At 64.5% G+C, this 21746-nt stretch carries 21 protein-coding genes; 20 read left to right on the forward strand and 1 reads right to left on the reverse strand.

Annotated elements, in window-relative coordinates; translation table 11 throughout:
• Positions 1 to 78 precede the first annotated feature (78 nt).
• Complete coding sequence (pflB, locus tag QZ149_RS02935; protein WP_291449784.1) at positions 79 to 2184, reverse strand: formate C-acetyltransferase; 2106 nt, start codon at positions 2182 to 2184, stop codon at positions 79 to 81.
• Between the two features lie 275 nt (positions 2185 to 2459).
• Here pflB and QZ149_RS02940 point away from each other — a divergent pair, with 275 nt between their 5' ends.
• From QZ149_RS02940 to QZ149_RS03035, 20 genes are all read left to right on the forward strand, one after another.
• Entirely contained in the window at positions 2460 to 3767 is a 1308-nt protein-coding gene (locus QZ149_RS02940; protein ID WP_291449787.1) for a homoserine dehydrogenase, read from the forward strand.
• Between the two features lies 1 nt (position 3768).
• On the forward strand, positions 3769 to 4719 hold the full coding sequence (gene thrB, locus QZ149_RS02945) for a homoserine kinase (RefSeq protein WP_291449790.1): 951 nt from the start codon (positions 3769 to 3771) through the stop codon (positions 4717 to 4719).
• Between the two features lie 221 nt (positions 4720 to 4940).
• Positions 4941 to 6650 carry a transcription termination factor Rho gene (rho, locus tag QZ149_RS02950; RefSeq protein WP_291449791.1) on the forward strand — a complete coding sequence of 570 codons (1710 nt, stop codon included), beginning with the start codon at positions 4941 to 4943 and terminating at the stop codon, positions 6648 to 6650.
• Between the two features lie 225 nt (positions 6651 to 6875).
• A complete protein-coding gene (locus QZ149_RS02955; protein WP_291449840.1) occupies positions 6876 to 7934 on the forward strand; it encodes a DUF5129 domain-containing protein in 1059 nt (352 codons plus the stop codon).
• A gap of 96 nt (positions 7935 to 8030) precedes the next feature.
• The gene (locus tag QZ149_RS02960; RefSeq protein ID WP_291449794.1) at positions 8031 to 9734 is read left to right on the forward strand and encodes a DUF5129 domain-containing protein; all 1704 of its coding nucleotides are present in this window, start codon (positions 8031 to 8033) and stop codon (positions 9732 to 9734) included.
• Positions 9735 to 9947: 213 nt separating this feature from the next.
• Entirely contained in the window at positions 9948 to 10169 is a 222-nt protein-coding gene (rpmE, locus tag QZ149_RS02965) for a 50S ribosomal protein L31 (protein WP_009648831.1), read from the forward strand.
• A 98-nt stretch (positions 10170 to 10267) separates the two neighbouring features.
• Positions 10268 to 11362, forward strand: coding sequence for a peptide chain release factor 1 (gene prfA, locus QZ149_RS02970; protein ID WP_291449796.1), 1095 nt, complete (start codon positions 10268 to 10270; stop codon positions 11360 to 11362).
• The gene (locus QZ149_RS02975; RefSeq protein WP_291449798.1) at positions 11359 to 12240 is read left to right on the forward strand and encodes a HemK/PrmC family methyltransferase; all 882 of its coding nucleotides are present in this window, start codon (positions 11359 to 11361) and stop codon (positions 12238 to 12240) included. Before prfA ends, QZ149_RS02975 begins: the two co-directional genes overlap by 4 nt.
• A gap of 25 nt (positions 12241 to 12265) precedes the next feature.
• Positions 12266 to 12940, forward strand: coding sequence for an L-threonylcarbamoyladenylate synthase (locus QZ149_RS02980; protein WP_291449801.1), 675 nt, complete (start codon positions 12266 to 12268; stop codon positions 12938 to 12940).
• The gene (locus QZ149_RS02985) at positions 12937 to 14037 is read left to right on the forward strand and encodes an MraY family glycosyltransferase (RefSeq protein ID WP_291449803.1); all 1101 of its coding nucleotides are present in this window, start codon (positions 12937 to 12939) and stop codon (positions 14035 to 14037) included. Before QZ149_RS02980 ends, QZ149_RS02985 begins: the two co-directional genes overlap by 4 nt.
• Complete coding sequence (locus QZ149_RS02990; RefSeq protein ID WP_291449804.1) at positions 14034 to 14327, forward strand: hypothetical protein; 294 nt, start codon at positions 14034 to 14036, stop codon at positions 14325 to 14327. Before QZ149_RS02985 ends, QZ149_RS02990 begins: the two co-directional genes overlap by 4 nt.
• An 81-nt stretch (positions 14328 to 14408) precedes the next feature.
• Positions 14409 to 15302 (forward strand): F0F1 ATP synthase subunit A, encoded by an 894-nt coding sequence (gene atpB / locus QZ149_RS02995; protein WP_291449806.1) that lies wholly within the window; start codon positions 14409 to 14411, stop codon positions 15300 to 15302.
• 41 nt (positions 15303 to 15343) lie between these two features.
• On the forward strand, positions 15344 to 15553 hold the full coding sequence (atpE, locus tag QZ149_RS03000) for an ATP synthase F0 subunit C (RefSeq protein WP_003792932.1): 210 nt from the start codon (positions 15344 to 15346) through the stop codon (positions 15551 to 15553).
• 5 nt (positions 15554 to 15558) lie between these two features.
• A complete protein-coding gene (atpF, locus tag QZ149_RS03005) occupies positions 15559 to 16119 on the forward strand; it encodes a F0F1 ATP synthase subunit B (RefSeq protein WP_291449841.1) in 561 nt (186 codons plus the stop codon).
• The gene (locus tag QZ149_RS03010; protein WP_291449817.1) at positions 16116 to 16934 is read left to right on the forward strand and encodes a F0F1 ATP synthase subunit delta; all 819 of its coding nucleotides are present in this window, start codon (positions 16116 to 16118) and stop codon (positions 16932 to 16934) included. Before atpF ends, QZ149_RS03010 begins: the two co-directional genes overlap by 4 nt.
• A gap of 48 nt (positions 16935 to 16982) precedes the next feature.
• Complete coding sequence (atpA, locus tag QZ149_RS03015; RefSeq protein ID WP_291449818.1) at positions 16983 to 18620, forward strand: F0F1 ATP synthase subunit alpha; 1638 nt, start codon at positions 16983 to 16985, stop codon at positions 18618 to 18620.
• Positions 18621 to 18623: 3 nt separating this feature from the next.
• Positions 18624 to 19553, forward strand: a complete 930-nt coding sequence (locus QZ149_RS03020; RefSeq protein ID WP_009648838.1) for a F0F1 ATP synthase subunit gamma — start codon at positions 18624 to 18626, stop codon at positions 19551 to 19553.
• A gap of 25 nt (positions 19554 to 19578) precedes the next feature.
• Entirely contained in the window at positions 19579 to 21027 is a 1449-nt protein-coding gene (gene atpD / locus QZ149_RS03025) for a F0F1 ATP synthase subunit beta (RefSeq protein WP_291449819.1), read from the forward strand.
• Entirely contained in the window at positions 21027 to 21299 is a 273-nt protein-coding gene (locus QZ149_RS03030; protein ID WP_291449820.1) for a F0F1 ATP synthase subunit epsilon, read from the forward strand. Before atpD ends, QZ149_RS03030 begins: the two co-directional genes overlap by 1 nt.
• A gap of 25 nt (positions 21300 to 21324) precedes the next feature.
• On the forward strand, positions 21325 to 21729 hold the full coding sequence (locus QZ149_RS03035; protein WP_009648814.1) for a DUF2550 family protein: 405 nt from the start codon (positions 21325 to 21327) through the stop codon (positions 21727 to 21729).
• Positions 21730 to 21746 lie beyond the last annotated feature (17 nt).

Consider the following 21746-nt stretch of genomic DNA (forward strand, 5'->3'; position numbering starts at 1 on the left):
AACCGGGTTGCGGTGCGCCCACGATGGTGGGTGGCGGGGATCAACGCAGGTTGCACATCGACCCCCGCCAATGGTGGATCAGTAGCCCTTGGTGCCGTCGTAGGCGCAGGAATCGTCCGGGACGAAGCCCGCGTCGAGGATGCCGACCAGGTTCTGGATCTGCTCTTCCTTGGAGCGGCCCAAGCCCTGCGGGGTGATCGTGTTCGTCAGCGAGATGCCGTCGAGCGCGTCGTTGTAGTCCAGCTTGCCGACCGACAGCATGGAGGCGACCATGCCGTGCGTGTCGATGCCGTTCTCCGGGTTCGCGCCGGGGGCGAAGGGGGTGCCCTTCTCGTGGCCCGACGGGAAGGAACCGGTGGCCTTGCCGTAGACGACGTTCGAGGTGATCGTCAGGACCGACTGGGTCGGGATCGCGTCGCGGTACATGGGGATCGCGCGAATCTTGTCCATGACGGTGTGGACGACGGTCGCGGCGATGTTGTCGGCGCGGTCATCGTCGTTGCCGTAGGTCGGGAAGTCGCCCTCGGTGCGGTAGTCGACGACCAGGCCGGTCTCGTCGCGGATCGGGTAGACCTTCGCGTACTTGATCGCGGCCAGGGAGTCGGCGACGATGGACAGACCGGCGATACCGCAGCCCATGGTGCGCACGATCTCGGCGTCGTGCAGTGCCATCTCGATGGCCTCGTAGGCGTAGCGGTCGTGGCAGTAGTGGATGATGTTGAGGGCCTCGACGTAGGTGCCGACGACCCAGTCCAGCATCTCCTCGTAGCGCTTCCACACGTCGTCGAAGTCGAGCGGGCCGTCACCCTGGACGGGCTCGTAGCCTTCCATGACCTGCTTGCCGGTCATCTCGTCGCGGCCACCGTTGATGGCATAGAGGAGAGCCTTGGCGGCGTTGACGCGAGCGCCGAAGAACTGCATCTGCTTGCCGACGCGCATGGGGGAGACGCAGCATGCGATGGCGGCGTCGTCGCCCCAGTGGGCGCGGATCTGCGGATCGGACTCGTACTGGATAGAGGAGGTCTCAATCGAAATGCGAGCGCAGAACTCCTTGTAGCCACGGGGCAGGTTCTCGTCCCAGAAGATGGTGATGTTCGGCTCGGGGGCCGGGCCGAGGTTCACCAGGGTCTGGAGCAGACGGAAGGAGGTCTTGGTGACCAGCGTACGACCGTCGTCGCCGAAGCCGGCGTCCGACCAGGTGGCCCAGTAGGGGTCACCGGAGAAGATCTGATCGTAGGCGATGGTGCGCAGGAAGCGGGTGATGCGCAGCTTGATGACGAGGGCGTCGATGATCTCCTGCGCGCCGGACTCATCCAGCGTACCGTTCTTCAGATCGCGCTCGAAGTAGCAGTCGAAGAAGCCGGAGAGTCGACCGATCGACATGGCGGCACCGTCCTGGGACTTCACGGAAGCCAGGTAGCCGAAGTAGGTCCACTGCACGGCCTCGTGCGCGTTGGTGGCGGGGCCGGAGATGTCGTAGCCGTAGGACTGAGCCAGGTTCTTCAGCTTCTTGAGGGCCTTGATCTGCTCGGAGTGCTCCTCGCGGTAACGTGCCCAGTGCTCGGAGAAGGGCTGGTCGGCGTAGCGATCCTTGTCCTTCTGCTTCTCGGCGATCAGGTGGTCCACGCCGTACAGGGCCACGCGGCGGTAGTCGCCGATGATGCGACCACGGCCGTAGGCATCCGGCAGGCCGGTGATGATGTGGGAGGAGCGAGCGGCGCGAATACGCGGGGTGTAGATATCGAAGACCGCGTCGTTGTGGGTCTTGCGGTACTGGGTGAAGATCTTCTTCACCTCGGGGTTGTATTCCTTGCCGGCCTCGTGGATGGCGGTCTCGACCATACGCCAGCCGCCGTTCGGCATCATTGCGCGCTTGAGCGGGGCGTCGGTCTGCAGGCCGACGATCACGTTGTCGTCCTCGCAAATGTAACCGGGCTTGAAAGCGTCGATGTCAGCCGGGGTGTCGGTGTCAACGTCGAGGATGCGCACCTTGCGTTCTTCGGAAAGGTACTTTTCCTCAAGGGTGTTCCAGACCCGCATGGTCTTTTCGGTGGGACCCGCCAGGAACGAGGCATCGCCCTCGTACGGCGTGTAGTTCAGCTGGATGAAGTCACGCACGTCGATTTCATCGCACCAGTTACCCTTGACAAAACCTTCCCAGGCTTTCTGGTCTGCTGTCGTCATTCTTCCTCTTCTCGGATCTTTCCGTATCCCTGTGGGGACGGTTGTAGGGAGCAAAGCTCCGTCAGTGCGCCGGATTCCGGCGCTTGGGTCTATTGTCCTACGACCGATGAGGCGGGACAACCGCTTGCGTCTATCGACCTATGTTCTGTGTCTCAGGGGTGTGGGTCTTAAGTCTCTTACACTTCAATTGTAGGACGAAGGTCCCCGTAAAGAAAGTGGGGGCTTTGACCACATACACTGGTGTCAGTGCCCGTTTCACGAAGGAGAAAATTCCTATGTCTGTACCCCGTCCGGTCCTCGGAGTTGGCGTTCTTGGAGCTGGAACTGTCGGTAGCCAGGTCATTCGCATCCTGCAGTCGAGCCGCGAGGATTTCGCGGCTCGTTCCGGCACTGAGATGGAGGTTCGTCGCGTCCTCGTCCGCAATGTGGATGCTCCGCGTGATTCGCCGATTGATCGCGAGCTGCTGACGATGGACCCTGCTGAGGCGATTGACGGGATGGACCTCGTGGTCGAGTTGATCGGTGGCATCGAGCCTGCGCGCACGTTCGTACTGCGCGCCCTCACGCAGGGAATTTCGGTCGTGACGGGCAACAAGGCACTGCTGGCCGCCCACGGTCCCGAACTGTACGAGGCAGCCGCTTCCAACGACGCGGACCTTTATTACGAGGCCGCCGTGGCCGGCGCGGTCCCCGTCGTGTACGGTCTGCGCGAGTCGCTGGCCGGCGACCGCGTCACCACCGTGATGGGCATTGTCAACGGCACGACGAACTTCATCCTGGACGCGATGAGTTCCAAGGGCCTGAGCTACGAGGAAGCCCTCAAGCAGGCGCAGGACCTGGGCTTCGCTGAGGCCGACCCGACCGCAGACGTCGAGGGCCTGGATGCCGCAGCGAAGTGCTCCATCCTGGCCTCGCTGGCCTTCCACACGCGCGTCGGCATCGACGACGTTGCGGTCGAAGGTATCTCCAATATCACCAAGGAGGACATGGAAGAGGCCGCTCGTGTCGGCCATACCATCAAGCTCCTGGCCATCGCCGAGCGCCGCATCGGTGAGGATGGCCGCGAAGGCGTCGCCATGCGCGTCCACCCCGCCCAGGTGCCATCCGACCATCCGCTGGCTTCCGTCGACGGCGCCTTCAACGCAATTCTGGTCGAGGGTGAGAACGCCGGACGCCTCATGTTCTACGGCCAGGGTGCCGGCGGAGCTCCCACGGCCTCGGCCGTCCTGTCCGACCTCGTGGCTGCTGCGCATCACCGCGCCTTCGGAGGCCACGCCCCGCGCGAATCCGTCTACGCCCATCTGCCGATCCTCGATCCGGGATCGACCCACACGCGCTACCAGATCCGCCTACAGGTCGAGGACCGTCTCGGCGTGCTCTCCGACGTCGCCGGTATTTTCGCCCGCCACGGCGTCTCGATCCAGTCGGTGCACCAGCGCAACGACGAGGTTCCCGGTGCGTGCGTCATCGTCGTGACCAGCCACCAGGCCCGCGAGGCCGACCTGCGTGCCGTCGCTCGTGCGCTCGCCGTGTCCGACGCTGTGCGCGAGGTGACCTCCACGATCCGCGTTGAGGGGGAGTGAGGTGCGCGTGCACGATGACTTTGTCGCAGTGAAGGTTTCCGCGACGAGCGCCAACCTGGGTCCCGGCTTCGACTGCATGGGCCTCGCGCTCGACCTGTGGGACGAGGTCTCGATCCACGCGACGACAGGGCCGACCTCTGTCGTCGTCGAAGGCGAGGGGGCCGGCAACGTCGACCTCGGTGAGGATAACTTGGTCGTTCGTGCCCTGCGCCTGGCCCTGGACCATGCGGGCGCTCCCCAGGTGGGGGTGCGCATGCGCTGCATGAACCGTATTCCTCATTCGCGAGGCCTGGGTTCCTCCGCGAGCGCAATCGTCGCCGGCCTGACGCTGGCCCGTGCGCTCATCGGCGACCCGGACGTGCTGGGGCGCCAGGAGATCCTCGAGATCGGCTCGGAACTGGAGGGACACCCCGACAACGTTGCGCCCGCCGTCTATGGAGGGGCCACCGTCGCCTGGATGAACGAGGACACGAAGGAGGTGGGTGCGCTTCGGCTGAACCCGCCGACGGGCGTGTCTCCCGTCGTTTTCATTCCCGACTTCGAGCTGCGTACTGCCACCGCCCGCGCTGCGCTGCCTGAGAACGTGTCTCACGCGGATGCGCGCTTCAACGTCGCCCGCGCGAGCGCGCTCGCTGCGATCCTGTCCGGTCATGCGCAGGCCAGCGGGGGAGCGGATCTGCACGCGGTGCTCATGGAAGCGACGTGCGACCGCCTCCACCAGGAGCAGCGCCGCGGTGCCATGGAACCCTCGCTGGCCCTCGTCGACTGGCTGCGCGGTGCGGGGTACGCCGCCGTGGTCTCGGGTGCCGGACCCACCGTCATCTCGTTGGAACCCGTTGGTGCGCAGATCCGCAGCGATGCCGCGGACTCCGGGTGGCGTGTCCTCCCCCTCACGGTCGCCGCTTCCGGCGTGCAGATCACACGTGGATCTTTAGCGAAGGTGGAGTTCTAACTAGCCTCTCATCTGTGAGTTTCTGCGCAAGCACCGTCAGTTTTGCTGTCTGATCGACAGCTGGCTGGCGGTCTTGCTATATTTTTTTCAGGTCCGAGTCGAATGCTCGACTCCGATCATTGCGGTGCGCCCTCATTGCGCATCTTCTTCCATCAAGCTTTTTCGTGTGCTTGAGCAATTCACCTCGCCCGACTTGGGCGCATTCCAGTAAGGACCACTTCGTGAGCAACGAAAACCCCGCCGAGATGACGACCGCGTCGCTGTCGGCGATGAAGCTGCCTGAGCTGAAAGCTCTGGCCGCGTCCCGCGGTCTCAAGGGCATTTCCCAGCTTCGCAAGCCCCAGCTGATCGAGCTCCTGAGCAACGACGCCAGCGCTCCGACCACGCAGGAAGCCGCTCCCCGAGAGGAGACCCCTGCCTCGTCGTCTGAAACCCCGGCCGTTCCCGCGCAGCCCGAGGTCCCCCTGGCCGACAAGCCCGCCGTTGAGATGCCCGCAGCCGAGGGGCTCCGTCGTTCACGCCGCCGTCGCGCGGTGAGCCAGGGGGCCGTCGAACCCGCGCATGTCACCCTCGATCTGCCGCTGCCCGCTTCCGAACGCAGTGAATCCACGCCGGAACCCGACACGACCGTCGTCGAGACCGTCCTGAACATCGAGCTGCCCGACGGCGACGACACTGAGGGACGGCGTGGACGCCGCGAACGCGGACGTCGCTCCCGTCGCGAGCGCGAGAATCGCGACAACCGTGAGAATCGTGAGGGCCGTGAGAATCGCGAAGCGCGCCCTGCGCGCGGCGGCGAGGACAACCTCGCCCCGATTGCCGGCATCCTCGATATCCAGGAGAACCACGCCTTCGTGCGTACCTCCGGCTACCTGCCCGGCCCGAACGACGTCTACGTGACGCTCGGCAACGTGCGCCGCTGGGGCCTGCGCGCCGGTGACGCGGTCGCCGGTGCCGTCCGCCTGCCCCGCGAGGGCGAGCGTCAGCGCCAGAAGTACAACGCCCTCGTGCGCGTCGACTCCGTGAACGGCATGACGATTGAGCAGGCGCAGGCGCGTCGCGAATTCGGCAAGCTGACGCCGGTCTACCCCTCCGAGCAGCTGCGCATGGAGACCTCACCGAAGGCCTACACGCCGCGCGTCATCGACCTTGTCGCGCCCGTCGGCAAGGGGCAGCGAGGCCTCATCGTCTCGCCGCCCAAGGCCGGTAAGACCATGGTCATCCAGCAGATGGCCAAGGCCATCGAGCTGAACAACCCCGAGGTGCACCTCATGGTCGTCCTGGTGGACGAGCGCCCCGAAGAAGTCACCGACATGCGCTCGATCGTTAAGGGCGAGGTCATCGCCTCCACCTTCGACCGTCCCGCATCGGACCACACGACCGTTGCCGAACTCGCAATCGAGCGTGCCAAGCGCCTCGTGGAGCTGGGCCAGGATGTCGTCCTTCTCCTCGACTCGCTGACGCGACTGTCTCGCGCCTACAACCTGGCTGCGCCCGCCTCGGGCCGTATCCTCTCCGGTGGCGTCGACGCGTCCGCGCTCTACCCGCCCAAGAAGTTCTTCGGCGCGGCCCGCAACCTCTCCGAGGGCGGCTCGCTGACCATCATCGCCTCCGCGCTGGTGGAGACCGGGTCGAAGATGGACGAGGTCATCTTCGAGGAGTTCAAGGGCACCGGCAACATGGAACTGTGCCTCTCGCGTCAGCTTGCCGAGCGTCGCATCTTCCCGGCGATCGATCTCAACGCGTCGGGTACCCGCCGCGAGGAGCTGCTGTTTGCGCCCGAGGAGCTGCGCATCATGTGGAAGCTGCGTCGCGTCCTGGGCACCCTCGACCAGCAGCAGGGCCTCGAGCTGGTCCTCGACAAGCTCAAGGAAACCCAGTCGAACGCTGAGTTCCTCATGCTTATCCAGAAGACGACGCCCTCCGAGTGAGCGGCGGGTTAACGCGGGGCGAGTGGCGAGAGCCGTTCGCCCCGTTTTCTTCTCGGGTGCGCGCGTAAATACCGGGCAACCGGCTGTGGTGTGTGCCAGAGTTGGGGCATGGCGGACACGACACCGAACGAGAGCGATGAGCAGGCTACGCGGGAAACCTCGCGCCGGTTGTGGAGCGGCGTGCGTGGTTGTTTGCGTCTCGTGCTGGGGCTTTTTCTTGTCCTCGTGGCTCCTCTTCAGCTGGGAATCGCCATCTATACCCAGGCCCGTCACGGGATGGGGGACGCGGTGGAATGGCCTAATTGGACCGGCTGGGTCATGGTGCTGTGCGGAATAGGCGTGCTGTGGCACGGCTGGGATCTTCGGCGCTCGGGACGTCAGAAAATGACGATGATCGCAGACAAATGGGTGGCCCTGGAGGGGCAGCACGGGCAGGTTGAGCGCGTGTTCTCCTCGCTCGTCGGTGCCGGGCACTACGAGGCCGGTCTGTCAGCGCGCTACGAGCGCGCCCAAGCCGAACGCGCCAGGGTCGGCGCTCGAATCGCCGAGCACCAGTCGCCGGGTTTCTTCGCATCGCTCAGCGAGACGTCAAGAGGTGACGGTGATGAGGTTCTTGCGGGCATTGATCACCTGGCGGACGCGGATGCCGCAATCATGGCTGCGCGCAACTTCTTCGCGTGTGCGCCCGGCTGGCGCGACGTGTGGAGCAACGAGGTCGGCCCGGTCTTCGAAGACTTGGACGTCCTCGATGACGTCGCAGACAGCCTCGAAGCAATCGGTACGGACCCGCACATCCTGACGGATATTGAGGCTTTCAGGGAGCGTGTGGGTGATCACAAAGACGCCGTACACGACCTCGGGAAGCGCCTCGAGGGCGGGCAGATCACTCCCGCACAGGCGCTGGAAGAACTCGACCAAATCACCAATGATGCGCGCACGCGCATCGCCGAACTCATCGAGGCGACGCTCGCCACCGATGCCTCGTCTCAGGGACGCGCACGCTACGCGCGGTGGAAGGGCGCGGGAATCAGCCTGACCGCGGCTAACGCCGAGTATGACGGGGCCTACTGGAGCGAGGACGCAGACACTGACGTCGAGTACAATCCGGCAGCCACGATCCGACTGATTGCAAACTCCGCAGGCGTCGACCTGAACGGGCTGGCAGCCCCGGCGACCGGTGTCCTGACGGCTGGTCGCTCGTTCGTCTATCTGCTGCCGATGTATCTTGATCGATACCTGACTGAGGATGTGGACGGCAGCGGCGACGCTTCCTCGTCGGCCTGAGCGGCGCAGCAGTCATGTACGTCGCCCGTCAGACTGCTTGACAGCAGGAACGCGGGATACCGAGCAACCGACCGTCATTCATGCCAGAGTGGAGCCATGATATCTATGACACTCAACGGGGCTGACAGGGAAGCAGAGCATCCACCCACATCGTTGCGCGTCCTGTGCTTCGTGGCCGGTCTCCTCCTGTTCCTCGTCGCGCCCGTGTGGTTGGGCACTGCCTACTACGTCAATGTCCATGCGGTACCGAAGCAGAGTAACCCGGTCACGCCCGTCGTGGAGGTCCACGACGAGACGGGGAGTTTTCGCGACATCGGCGGTCGTCCCCTGAATGCCGTCCTCGAGGACGTTCGTTTCACGCGCGCCGTTCACCTCGTGGTCCTGTCGACCGATAGCCTCAGTGGCGACGACATGGATCAGGCGGTGGTCACCTACGCGCGCGCCAATCATCCGGAGTGGCTGAGCGCGGGCGGCTCGACCTGGGCGAATGGGTATGTAATCCTAGTCGTGTCGCCCGCTGATCATATGGTGGGTACCTATGTCGGCGATGATGTCGTTCTTCCCCTGGCTGCTCAGAAGGACGTCCAGGATGCGGCGAAGGATGACTTCCGCAATGGGCGTTGGAGCGAAGGCATCGTCGCCGCGGTGAACAAGGCTGCGGCGCTGATCCCGGGCGAGAACACTCAGCGTCAGGGGAATATCGTTCCGTGGCCTCCCCTTTACGCGTGGACGACGACGGCCGCCGGAATCGTCGTCTGTTTGATCGGTGGGAAAGCCCGCCGTCGGCCAAACGAGGTCGCGAGGCCGCTCGCCGAACAGTGGAACGCTATGGAAAAGCGTCACATCGGGGTCGAGAGTTCGTTTGCTGCGCTCCTCGCCGAAGGGGGTTATGAGCGTGGCCTGACCGCGCGCTACCAGGCTGCGCGGGCGGAGCGCGAGAAGGTGCGTGCCCACATCGCCTCGGCTCGTGGGAAACAGACAACGATGCGGTCGCTCACCCAAGCCTTTCAGGACCTGTCGGACGCGGACACAGCGATGGAGGCAGCGTGTGAGTTCTTCGCGCTTTCCCCGAACTGGCGCAGCGTGTGGGCCAATGAGGTGGGGTCGGTCTTCGAGGACCTGGACGTGGTGGACCTGGTCGCGCGCACGGCTGCGGACCGGACAAACTATCAGCACGTCATCACCTTGTATGCCACCCTCAGCGCGTGGACGAACGAGCAGCGCGTGGCCGTGAAGAACCTGCAAGGCAGCATCGAGCGAGCAGAGGTGACACCTGCCAAGGCCTTGGAGTGCCTTGACTGGATTGCGAACGAGGCCAGGCTCCGCCTGGCGGTGTTCGTCGAGAACGTGCTGGCGGCCGACACATCGTGGATGGGACGCAGGCGCTACTCCCGCTGGCAGGCGGGCAAGGGAGAAAAACTCAAGGACTACGATCTGCGTTACATAGGCACGTACTCCGTCGACGGCTGGTCGCACTCCTACAATCCCGCTGTCACGATTCGCCTGACAGCGCACTGCGCGGGCATCGACCTGAGTGGAAGCGCAGCTATCCCATCGGGGCGTTTCATGGCCTACAACGCGCCGGTCTACGTGCCGCCCGCGTACTTCAACCGCTACATCGTCTATGACGGAATCACGAGATATAGCGCCTCATACGAGACCTACCTGACGTCGCCGGCAAACCTTGGTACCGCGAATGATTATCGCAACCGTAGTCGTGTGAGCCTCTCGTCCTCCCATTCGCACGGCACGTCGAGCTCGGGTGGCTTCCACGGCTCAGGCTCATCCTCGTCGTTCTGAGCAGAGGAGAGGCCGACCCCCATAGCCGATCTCACGCTCACCTGATGGCATCCATCGTTGAAGGCGTTGGGCTGCTGTGCCATAATGACATGTCGGCTTACCGGTTCACCGGCATGCCCCAGGCGCTTGCGCGCGCTGGAGGGCGAATCCCCGTCAGATGCGAGGAACGCTGCATGTCCGGACCCGGGGCACCAAACGATCCAGGAGTATCCCATGCGTAAGGGCATCCACCCCGAATACGTGGACACCGTCGTGACCTGCACGTGCGGCAACTCGTTCCACACCCGTTCCACGCTCACCTCCGGCGAGATGCGCGTGGACGTGTGCTCGGCCTGCCACCCGTTCTACACGGGCAAGCAGAAGATCCTCGACACCGGCGGCCGCGTCGCCAAGTTCGAGGCTCGCTACGGCAAGCGCGTGCGCCCCTCGAAGTGATGAGGGTGAGCGGATAGCTCGACGGCGGTGTCGTCGGCCTGAAGGCTGGCGGCGCCGCCGCTTTTTCAAACGTTTGACTCGTAAGGATGTGGTGAATCGTGGCGGCGACGGATGAGCTGGGCGCACTGGGCCCGCTGTTGGAGGAATATGCGCAGGTGGAGGCCCAGATGGCTGATCCACAGACACTGACGAACCCCCAGCTGATGCGCCGCGTCGGCCGCCGGTACGCTGAGCTTGGCCGCGTCAAGGCCGCCGCTGATCGGCTGAGCACGGCGGCGGGGGACCTTGAGGCTGCCCGCGAACTGGCTGCCGAAGACCGATCCTTCGCTGACGAGATTCCAGCCCTCGAAGAAGAGGAAGCAGTGGCCCATGAGGCCCTCGTCAAAATCCTGGCTCCCCGCGACCCCGAGGATGCGATGGACGTCATCCTCGAAATCAAAGCCGGTGAAGGCGGCGAAGAATCCGCGCTGTTTGCCTCCGACCTGGCGCGCATGTACGGTCGTTACGCCGAGGCACACGGCTGGAGCGTTACTGAGTTGAGTGCGACCCATACGGAGCTCGGCGGCTTCAAGGACATCACGCTCGCGATCCGTGCGAAGGGCACACCCGCCCCCGACGAGGGCGTGTGGGCCCACCTCAAATACGAGGGCGGCGTCCACCGCGTGCAGCGCGTGCCCGTTACCGAATCCCAGGGACGTATCCACACGAGCGCCGTCGGTGTCTTCGTCATGCCGGAGATCGAGGACGACGACGAGATCGTCATCGACCCTAACGACCTGCGCATCGACGTCTACCGCTCGAGCGGCCCCGGCGGCCAGTCCGTCAACACGACCGACTCTGCCGTGCGTATCACCCACCTTCCCTCGGGCATCGTCGTGTCGATGCAGAACGAGAAGTCCCAGCTGCAAAACAAGGAAGCGGCCCTGCGCGTCCTCGCCTCTCGCCTCGCTGCGGAGGCTCGCGCAAAGAAGGAGGCCGAGGCCTCGGCCCAGCGCCTGTCCCAGGTGCGCACCGTGGATCGCTCCGAGCGCATCCGCACCTACAACTTCCCGGAGAACCGCATCGCGGATCACCGTACGGGCTTCAAGGCCCACAACCTCGATGCCGTTCTGTCGGGCGCGCTCGATGCCGTCATTTCCTCCCTGCAGGAGGCCGATGAGGCCGAACGCCTGGCCGCCGCCGCGAACGCATGAGCGCGCAGGTGGAGGGTCAGTGGGGACTGCACGAGGCCCGGGCGTGGGCGCGCGCACGCCTGGACGAGGCCGGGGTTGACTCGGTCGACGCCGACGTGCGCGAGCTCCTCGAGTGGGCGTGCGACGTCACCACGCAGTGGGATCTACCCACCGTCCTCGACCCCGAACAGGCGGAGAAGCTGCGCGGCGGCGTAGCAGAGAGAGCCTTGCGTATTCCCCTCCAGCACGTCACGGGACGCATGTTTTTCCGCTCGCTGGTCCTGACCGCAATGCCTGGCATGTTCATCGTGCGCCCGGAGACAGAGGTCCTGGCGGGCCTGGCCATTGACGAGGCGCGCTCCGTCGTGGGTAGCCGCGGCGAGGCGCGCGTCGTCGACCTGTGCACCGGCTCCGGGGCGATCGCGCTGGCCGTTGCCACCGAGGCCGCGCGCACCGAAGTGTGGGCCGTCGAAAAGGAACCGGATCCTTTCGCCTTGGCCTGCCATAACCGCGACCGTATCGGCGCGCGCGGCGTGCACCTGGAACGCGGCGACGCAACGAACCCCGCGACCCTCCACTTCCTGAACGGTCTGGTCGACGTGGTCGTCACCAACCCGCCCTACGTTCCGGCCGACGAGATGCCCACCCAGCCCGAGGCCAGCGCCGATCCGCACTCGGCCCTCTACGGGGGAAGCGAGGACGGACTGGATATTCCCGCGCGGATCATCCGCCGTGCCCTCACGCTTCTGCGTCCGGGCGGCCTGCTTCTGATGGAGCACTCGCCCAGCCAGGACGAGGCGTTGCGCGCTTACGCGACCTCCGTCGGAATGGTCGACGCTGCGACAGAGGCGGACTTGGCCGGTCGTATGCGCTTCCTGCGCGCCCGCGTGCCCCGCTGATACCCCGACCGCGATCCGTGACACAATGGCACCGATGAGTACTGAGACGATCCTGAGCGCAACACCGAACCTTGAGGCCGACGCGCTAGCGCACGCAATCCGTGAACTGAACGGCGGTCGTGTCCTCGTCGTTCCCACGGACACCGTCTACGGGATCGGATGCGACGCCTCCAACCCCGATGCCGTGAACGCGGTGCTGGCCGCCAAGGGACGCGGTCGTCAGATGCCGCCGCCCGTCCTCGTCGCCTCGGTCGACGCCATCGACTCCCTGTGCGTCGATGTTCCCGACTATGCGCGAACCCTCGCGCGCGCCTTCTGGCCCGGCGGACTCACACTCATCCTGCGTGCCCGCCCCGACCTCGGGTGGGACCTGGGGGAGACTGGCGGCACCATCGGCGTGCGCATGCCGAACCAGGACGCGCTCCTGACCCTTCTGCGCGACTTCGGTCCCATGGCCGTGACCTCCGCGAACCTGACCGGCCACCCGCCCGCCACGTCGGTCCAGCAGGCCATCGGTTACTTCGGCACCTCCGTCGCTGCCTACCTCGACGGTGGCCCCACCCGGGGGACCACGGCCTCGTCTATCGTCGACTGCGCCCACGGCGACCCTCGCGTCATCCGCCAGGGGACCATCAGCCTCGCCGACCTGAGCGCGGTCGCCGACATGCCCATTCGGGAAACGGAGGGACGCCACTCGTGAAGGTTTACCTGCTGCTCGCCGCCATGGCAATGGCCTTGACGATCCTGCTGACCCCAGCCGTGCGCTGGGCCTGCCTGCGCTTTCATATCCTGCCGCCCGTGCGTGGGCGCGACATTCAAAAGACACCGATCCCGCGTCTGGGCGGCGTCGCCATGACCATCGCGCTCATCGTCACGATGCTCGTCGCCTCGCGCATTCCCTACATGGCACCGCTGTTTACGACCACTGTCCCGTGGGCCGTCATGGCTGGTGCCGGTGCCATGTGCGTCCTCGGCATCATCGACGACATCATCGAGCTCGACTGGATGGCCAAGCTCGGCGGGCAAGTCCTCATCGCAGGCGGCATGGCTTTCGGCGGCGTCCAGCTCGCGTCCTTCCCGATTTTCGGTATCACGCTGGGTTCCTCAAGGCTCTGGCTTTTCATCTCCGTCCTGTTCATCGTGGGCATCATGAACGCCGTCAACTTCATCGATGGACTCGACGGCCTGGCCTCCGGCATGATTGCGATTGGTGCCGGATCTTTCTTTATCTACTCGTATGTCATCACGCGCCTCATGGGGTCTGCCTCCTACGCGACAACCGCGAGCCTTATCGTTATTGCTCTCGTCGGAGTATGCGCGGGCTTCCTCTGGTTCAACTTCCACCCGTCCTCGATCATGATGGGTGGGGGAGCGGAGACCATGGGCCTCGTTTTGGCCGCCGCCGGCATCATCGTCACCGGCAAAATCGACCCGTCACTGCTCGGGCGCCAGCAGGTGATCGTCTCGGCCCTGCCGCTCATCCTGCCGATGGCCGTCATCTTCATGCCCGTCGCCGACCTCGTCGTCACCTCCGTGCGACGGATGAGCCGTGGAAAGAGTCCATTCATCGCTGACCGTTCACATTTCCATGACCGCCTCCTCGTTGCCGGGCACTCCCACCGCGGCGTTGTGGCAATCCTGTGGATGTGGACCGCCATCGTGTGTCTCCCCTCCGCGGGGCTGCTCGGTTTCGCGTGGTGGAAGGTCGCTTTAGGGGCGGTTATTGCGGCCGCCGTGGGTGTGACAGTCACAACTCGCGAATTTCCGAAGGACGAGATCGGGACGGACGCAGCATGAGTTACCTTCTGGCCCTCGCCATGGTCGCCGTCATTTGCGGTGCCCAGTGGTTCTTCACCTCACGTGCCCTGGCCTCACCCGCCCGCTTCCTCGCGTGGGTGAGCGGCGGATATGTCGCGAAAATCGCACTGCTTGCCCTGGGCCTGTACGTTCCGCGCATGCTCGGTATGGACGTGCGCATTGCTGCGATTGCAACGATTATCGCCATCATTGTGTCCTCGACCGTTGAGATGATCGTCATGGCCCGTAGGCGTACGATAAACGTGGATCCACACCCTCACAACGACTAACTGTTGCGCGCGCCGCGGGCGCGCCGATCTGTATAGAATGAAACGAGTTGCTAGTGAGGCAACACAACCAATGGAGTTCCGATGAAGGAGGCACGTTCCGTGTCCAATAACGCGCCCGCTCGCCGCGCTTCCGCGTCCAAGCCGCGCTGGTACTGGGTGAGCCTCGCGATCCTGCTCCTCATCATTGGCGCGACCGCCTACCCGGCGTTCACCCAGCATCCTCATCAGCCCGCCCTGGAGGACTTCTTTCCCTCGGTAATCTTCGGTGAGGGAACCTTTTACGAGTTCAACCGCCTGACTCTGGCCCGCGTCATCATGGGCCTGGTCGTGTGCCTCGTGCTGGTGGCCGTTGCGCGTAAGCCGAAGCTCGTGCCCACCCGCGGTCAGATGGCTGTCGAGGCCATCGCCGGGTACATCCGTGACAACGTTGCGCTCGACATGCTCGGCCCCAAGACGGGGCGCAAGTTCTCCGGCTTTATCGGATTCCTGTTCTTCGGTGTGCTCTCGATGAATATCGCGGGCATTATTCCCGGTATCAACATCGCGGCCTCGTCGGTCGTGGCCGTGCCGATGGTCTTCGCACTCATCACCTACGTGACCTTCATCGGAGCGGGCATCGGCAAGCAGGGCGTGGGCGGATTCTTCTCCTCCCAGCTTTTTCCGCCCGGCCTGCCTGTGCCCATGTACCTGCTGATCACGCCGATCGAATTCCTGTCGAACTTCATCGTCCGCCCCGTCACACTGACGCTGCGACTCCTGTGCAACATGATCTCCGGGCACCTGCTGCTGGGCATGACCTACTTCGGCACGGCGATTCTGCTGCACGAACTCTCCGTCCTGTCGGCGGCCTCCGCACTGACCGGTGCCGCCATGTTTGTCATGACCGGCTTCGAGGTCTTCGTTGCCTTCCTGCAGGCCTACATCTTCACGATCCTGTCGACCGTGTACATCAAGCTGTCCATCGAACATCACTGACCCCCAACGCCATCCGGCGTTACTAACAGAAGGAAACCACTATGGGAACCGCAGCATTCGCCTACATCGGCTATGGTCTCGCCACCCTGGGCCCCGGCCTCGGCATCGGCCTCATGGTCGGCAAGACCCAGGAAGCGACCGCCCGTCAGCCCGAGGTTGCCGGTCGTCTCTTCACCAACATGATTATCGGTGCCGGCATGGTTGAGGCTCTCGGCCTCATCGGCTTCGTTCTGCCGCTCATCGTTAAGTGATCGCCATGCACCAGATTGTCGCCGCTGCGGACCAGGAGGTCGGCGGCCTCGCCGTCATCCTGCCGCCGCTGTATGAGATTTTCTGGTCGGCTCTCGTTCTGCTTATCGTCCTGCTCCTCGTCGGACGCTACGCGCTTCCTCGCATCTACAAGACGATGGACGAGCGAGCTGCCGCAATCGAGGAGGGTCTCGGTGCTGCCGAGCAAGCGAAGGCCGACCAGGCTGCCGCTGCGCGCGAGCGTGAAGAGATCATCCGCCAGGCACACGCCGAGGCGCACACGATTCGTGAGCGCGCCAACGATGAGGCCAAGGCCATCGTGGCCGCAGCCCGTAACGAGGCAACCAACGAAGCGGGCCGCATCCTCGAGGGTGCGCAGCGCCAGATCCTCGCTGAAAAGCAGGCCGCGGAAATCTCCCTGCGCTCCGAGGTGGGTCTGCTCGCCTCCGAGCTGGCCGAAAAGATCATCGGTGAGCAGCTCACCGACACGGCCCTGACCTCTCGCGTCGTTGATCGTTTCCTTGACGAACTCGAGGCCGACAACGCCCTGGTCGAGGAGAAGCGATGACACAGATGCGCACGATCGAGTCAGTCCCGTTCGCGACCGACCTGGCGGCGGCCCTCGCCACCCCGGGCACCGACGCGATGCGGGTCGCCGAGGACTTCTTCGGCTTGGCCGACCTGTTTAAGGAAAACACTCGTCTCGCGCGTGCGCTGACCGACCCGGCCCGGTCATTGGCGGACAAGCAATCCCTCGCACAGGAAGCATTCGCCTCCCACGTGACAACTGCGACGATGGCCGTCGTCAATCTTGTCGTCGCCGACCACTGGCGTCGCCCCACTGACGTCGATGACACACTCGAAGTGCTGGGCATCCTCAGCGTCTTGAATGCCGCAGGTGTGAAGGGGGCGCTCGACCAGGTTCGTGAGGAGCTGTTCCAGGTCCGTTACTTCCTGGACCATAACCGAGAGGTGCGCGTGCGCCTCTCCGACATCTCCACAGGCGACTCGCATGAGCGAGGTGACCTGGCCACGAGCCTGTTTGGCTCGCGAGTCAGCGTGTGGACGATGCGCCTCGTGCGTCGCGCCGTCGGCCGCTCCAACCACGGACGACTCCTGCACAACATCCGCAGGTACGCCCAGTGGGCAGCCACCATGCAGGACCGCCTCTTCGTCACGGTCGCCACGGCCTCGCCGATGACCGAGGCTCAGGTTGACCGTCTGCGAGCCATTCTCGAAAAGCGCTACGGCGTCACCGTTGACCTGGCAATCTCGGTGGATCCCACGCTTATCGGAGGCTTCCGCCTGCGCGCCGGTCTGACCGCCATTGACGCGTCGCTGGCCACCAGGATCAGCGCCGCTCGGGACGCCATCGCTAGCTAGCGCCCCTCGTCCATCATTTACTTCACTTTTTCTTAGTTAGGAATCCTCATGGCTGACCTCAGCATCTCCCCGGAGGAAATCCGCGGAGCACTGGACTCCTTCATGGAGTCCTACCGTCCGGCGGACGTGGCCACCGAAGAGGTGGGTCACGTCATCGAAACGGCCGATGGTATTGCCCACGTCGAGGGCCTGCCTGGCACCATGGCAAACGAGCTGCTGCGTTTCGAGGACGGGACGCTGGGCCTGGCCATGAACCTCGACCGGCGTGAGATTGGTGCCGTCGTCCTCGGTGACTTCGGTGGCATTGAAGAAGGACAGCTCGTCCATCGCACGGGCGAGGTCCTCTCCGTTCCCGTTGGTGACGGCTACCTCGGCCGCACGGTTGATCCCCTCGGCCGCCCGATCGACGGCCTCGGTGATATCACGGACCTGGATGGGCGCCGCGCGCTCGAGCTGCAGGCTCCCGGCGTCATGATGCGTAAGAGCGTCCACGAGCCCCTCGCCACCGGCCTGAAGGCCATCGACTCGATGATCCCGGTTGGCCGCGGCCAGCGTCAGCTCATCATCGGTGACCGTAAGACCGGTAAGACTGCGATTGCGCTCGACACGATCCTCAACCAGCGTGAGAACTGGAAGAGCGGCGACCCGAACAAGCAGGTGCGCTGCATCTATGTGGCGATCGGCCAGAAGGGTTCGACCATCGCCTCCGTGCGTTCTACGCTCGAGGATGCGGGAGCCATGGAGTACACGACCATCGTCGCCTCCCCGGCCTCGGACCCCGCCGGCTACAAGTACATGGCTCCCTACACCGGCTCCGCCATCGGCCAGCACTGGATGTACCAGGGCAAGCATGTCCTCATCGTCTTCGACGATCTGTCCAAGCAGGCCGAGGCCTACCGTGCGGTGTCGCTGCTGCTGCGCCGTCCGCCGGGCCGCGAAGCATACCCCGGCGACGTCTTCTACCTGCACTCCCGCCTGCTGGAGCGCTGCGCGAAGCTGTCGGATGCCCTCGGCGGCGGTTCGATGACCGGCCTGCCGATCATCGAGACCAAGGCAAACGACGTGTCGGCGTACATTCCGACGAACGTCATTTCGATCACCGACGGCCAGATCTTCCTGCAGTCCGACCTGTTCAACGCGAATCAGCGTCCCGCCGTCGACGTGGGTATTTCCGTGTCCCGTGTCGGTGGTGCCGCCCAGCCCAAGGCGATGAAGAAGGTCGCCGGTACGCTCAAGCTCACGCTCGCGCAGTACCGCTCGATGGCCGCCTTCGCGATGTTCGCCTCCGACCTGGATGCGGCGACCCGTCGTCAGCTGACCCGCGGTGAGCGCCTCATGGAGCTGCTCAAGCAGCCCCAGTCCACGCCCTACGCGATGGAAGACCAGGTCGCCTCGATTTGGATGGGCACGAACGGCTACCTCGATGACATCGAGGTCGAGGATGTCCTGCGCTTCGAGCGCGGTCTCCTCGACCACCTTCGCGCGAACTCCACCGTCCTTGACACGATTGCCGAAACCGGTGACCTGTCCAAGGATACCGAGGAAGCCCTGAAGAAAGCCGTCGAAGAGTTCCACCGCCAGTGGATCAGCGCCGGACGCGGTGCCGCCTCCGCGGAGGACGGCGAGGTCGTGGCGGAGCGCACCCGCGAGGAAATCTCGCGCGGTCGCACGAACGAGAAGGCCTAAACGATGGGCGGACAGCAGAGGATCTACAAGCAGCGCATCGCTTCGACGACGACGCTCGCGAAGGTCTTCCGCGCCATGGAGATGATCGCTGCGTCTCGCATTGGCGCGGCGAGGCGCGCTGCCACCGAGGCCGGACCATACGAGAAGGCTCTGACTCAGGCGGTTGCGGCGGTTGCGGTCCACACGGACCTCGACCACCCACTGACCCTGGAACGCGAGGACACCAAGCGCGTTGCGATCCTGGTTGTGGCATCGGATCGTGGCATGGCCGGAGCCTATTCGGCGACCATTCTGCGTGAGTCGGAGAAGCTCATCTCCGACCTGACGGCTGACGGCTTCGAGCCGTTGCTCTACACCTTCGGACGCAGGGCGGCTGCCTACTTCCGTTTCCGCGGCGTTACTATCGAACGCGAGTGGGAGGGCGAGTCCGATTCGCCCTCGCCCGAGACCGCGCGTGACATCGCATCCGTGCTGCTCGAGCGCTTCTTGGACCCGGACCCGACGACCGGCGTTGGTTCTCTGCACCTCGTGTACACCCGCTTCAAGACGGTTATGAGCCAGGTGCCCGAGGTACGTCAGATGCTGCCCCTCACGGTCGTGGACACCCCTGAATCAGACGAGGAACGCGAGGCCGAGCGCGGTTACGCGGATGATCCTGCTTCGGCGCTACCCGAGTATGAGTTCATCCCGTCGCCCGAAGCGGTCCTGGATACGCTGCTACCCCTCTACGTTGAGGCGCGTATCCATAACGTCCTTCTCCAGTCGGCGGCGTCCGAACTCGCATCGCGTCAGCGTGCGATGCACACGGCGACGGACAACGCTGAGGAACTCATCACGAAGTACACGCGTCTGGCGAACTCGGCCCGCCAGGCGGAAATTACCCAGGAAATCACCGAAATCGTGGGCGGGGCCGACGCTCTGAGCGCGAGCTGACCCCTTCGAGACACGGAGTAAAACAATGACTGATACACCTGCAATCGCCGAGGGGCGCGTCGCCCGCGTCGTCGGCCCTGTCGTCGATGTGGAGTTTCCCCCGGATCGCATCCCGCCGCTCTACAACGCACTCACCGTCGAAGTGAACCTCGCCGGTCAGGGCGAGGGCGAGTCGACCTTCACGATGACACTCGAGGTTGCCCAGCACCTCGGCGACAACCTCGTGCGTACCATCGCGCTGAAGCCCACCGACGGCCTCGTGCGTGGTACCCCCGTCACTGACACCGGTGCCCCGATCTCCGTGCCCGTCGGCGACGTCACGAAGGGCCACGTTTTTAATGTGACCGGTGACGTCCTCAACCTCGCAGAGGGCGAGACCCTCGAGGTCACCGAGCGCTGGCCGATCCACCGCCAGCCCCCGGCCTTTGACCAGCTCGAGGCGCGCACCAAGATGTTCGAGACCGGCATCAAGGTCATCGACCTGCTGACCCCCTACGTGCAGGGCGGCAAGATCGGCCTTTTCGGTGGCGCGGGCGTCGGTAAGACAGTCCTCATTCAGGAGATGATCCAGCGCGTTGCTCAGGACCACGGCGGTGTTTCTGTGTTCGCCGGCGTCGGCGAGCGCACCCGTGAGGGCAACGACCTCATCGGCGAAATGGAAGAGGCGGGCGTCTTCGACAAGACCGCTCTCGTCTTCGGTCAGATGGACGAGCCGCCGGGCACGCGTCTGCGCATCGCGCTGACCGGCCTGACCATGGCGGAGTACTTCCGCGATGTCCAGCACCAGGACGTTCTCCTGTTCATCGATAACATCTTCCGCTTCACCCAGGCGGGTTCCGAGGTCTCCACGCTGCTGGGCCGCATGCCCTCGGCCGTTGGCTACCAGCCCAACCTGGCTGACGAAATGGGTCTGCTTCAGGAGCGCATTACCTCGGCCGGTGGCCACTCGATCACGTCGCTGCAGGCGATCTACGTTCCCGCCGACGACTACACCGACCCGGCTCCGGCGACGACCTTCGCTCACCTGGATGCGACGACCGAGCTTTCCCGTGAGATCGCGGCCAAGGGTATTTACCCCGCCGTGGACCCGCTGGCCTCGACCTCGCGTATCCTCGACCCTGCCCTCGTGGGCCGCGAGCACTACGACGTCGCCACGCACGTCAAGGCCATCCTGCAGAAGAACAAGGAACTGCAGGACATCATCGCGATCCTCGGCGTCGACGAGCTGAGCGAGGATGACAAGGTCACGGTTGCGCGCGCTCGTCGCATCGAGCAGTTCCTGTCTCAGAACATGTACATGGCTGAAAAGTTCACGGGCGTGCCCGGCTCGACCGTGCCGCTGTCGGAGACCATCGAAGCGTTCAAGCGCATCGCCGAGGGCCACTACGACGATGTTCCGGAGCAGGCGTTCTACAACTGCGGCGGCATCGACGATCTGGAGCGCAATGCTCACGAGCTGGCCAAGGAAGCCTGATGGCGTCGGCGAAGTCCCTGCAGGTTGAGGTCGTCTCTCATGAGGCGCGCCTGTGGCACGGCGCTGCGAGCGCCGTCCAGATCCCGACGGTTGATGGCAGCCTGGGCATTCTGCCCGGCCGTCAGCCGCTGCTCGCCCAGCTGGGCGATGGAATTGTCACGGTGACGTGTGCCAATGAGATCGTGTCCGTCGAGGTCAGTGGGGGATTCGCCTCAGTTGACTCCGATTTCATCACGGTCGTGGCGGATCGCGCTACAGTGGCATCACAGTAGGTTGACGCAACGCGAGGAGAACCTGATGAGCCTGATACATGTTTTGATCGCGGTAGTGGTTCTCCTCGCGTGCGCGGCGGTGATCCTGTGGGCGTACATGAATGTGCGCGCCCGCAGGATCGCTGCGCGTTTGGGCGCGTTCCGCTGTTGGTCGCGCCCGGACCACCATGCGGGGTGGACGGCCGGGATCGGCGTCTATGGCGTCGAAGAACTGCAGTGGTATCGCCTGGTCGCCATGTCTCTGAAGCCGGTGTATTCGATTCCTCGTCGCGGTATGGAAGTGTCCGCTCCGATCTCCCATTCGGACGATGGTGCCATGGTCGAGGTGCGCCTGGCCTATGGTGAGCATCGTTACGAGGTCGCCGTGGAACGCTTGACGTATAACGGATTGGTCTCCTGGGTTGAGTCTGGTCCTCCGCGCCGCCCGTGACCGAGATTGGTAAGCTC

It is taken from the genome of Actinomyces sp. ICM47 (assembly GCF_905369875.1).
In the GTDB taxonomy this organism is placed as follows: Bacteria; Actinomycetota; Actinomycetes; order Actinomycetales; family Actinomycetaceae; genus Pauljensenia.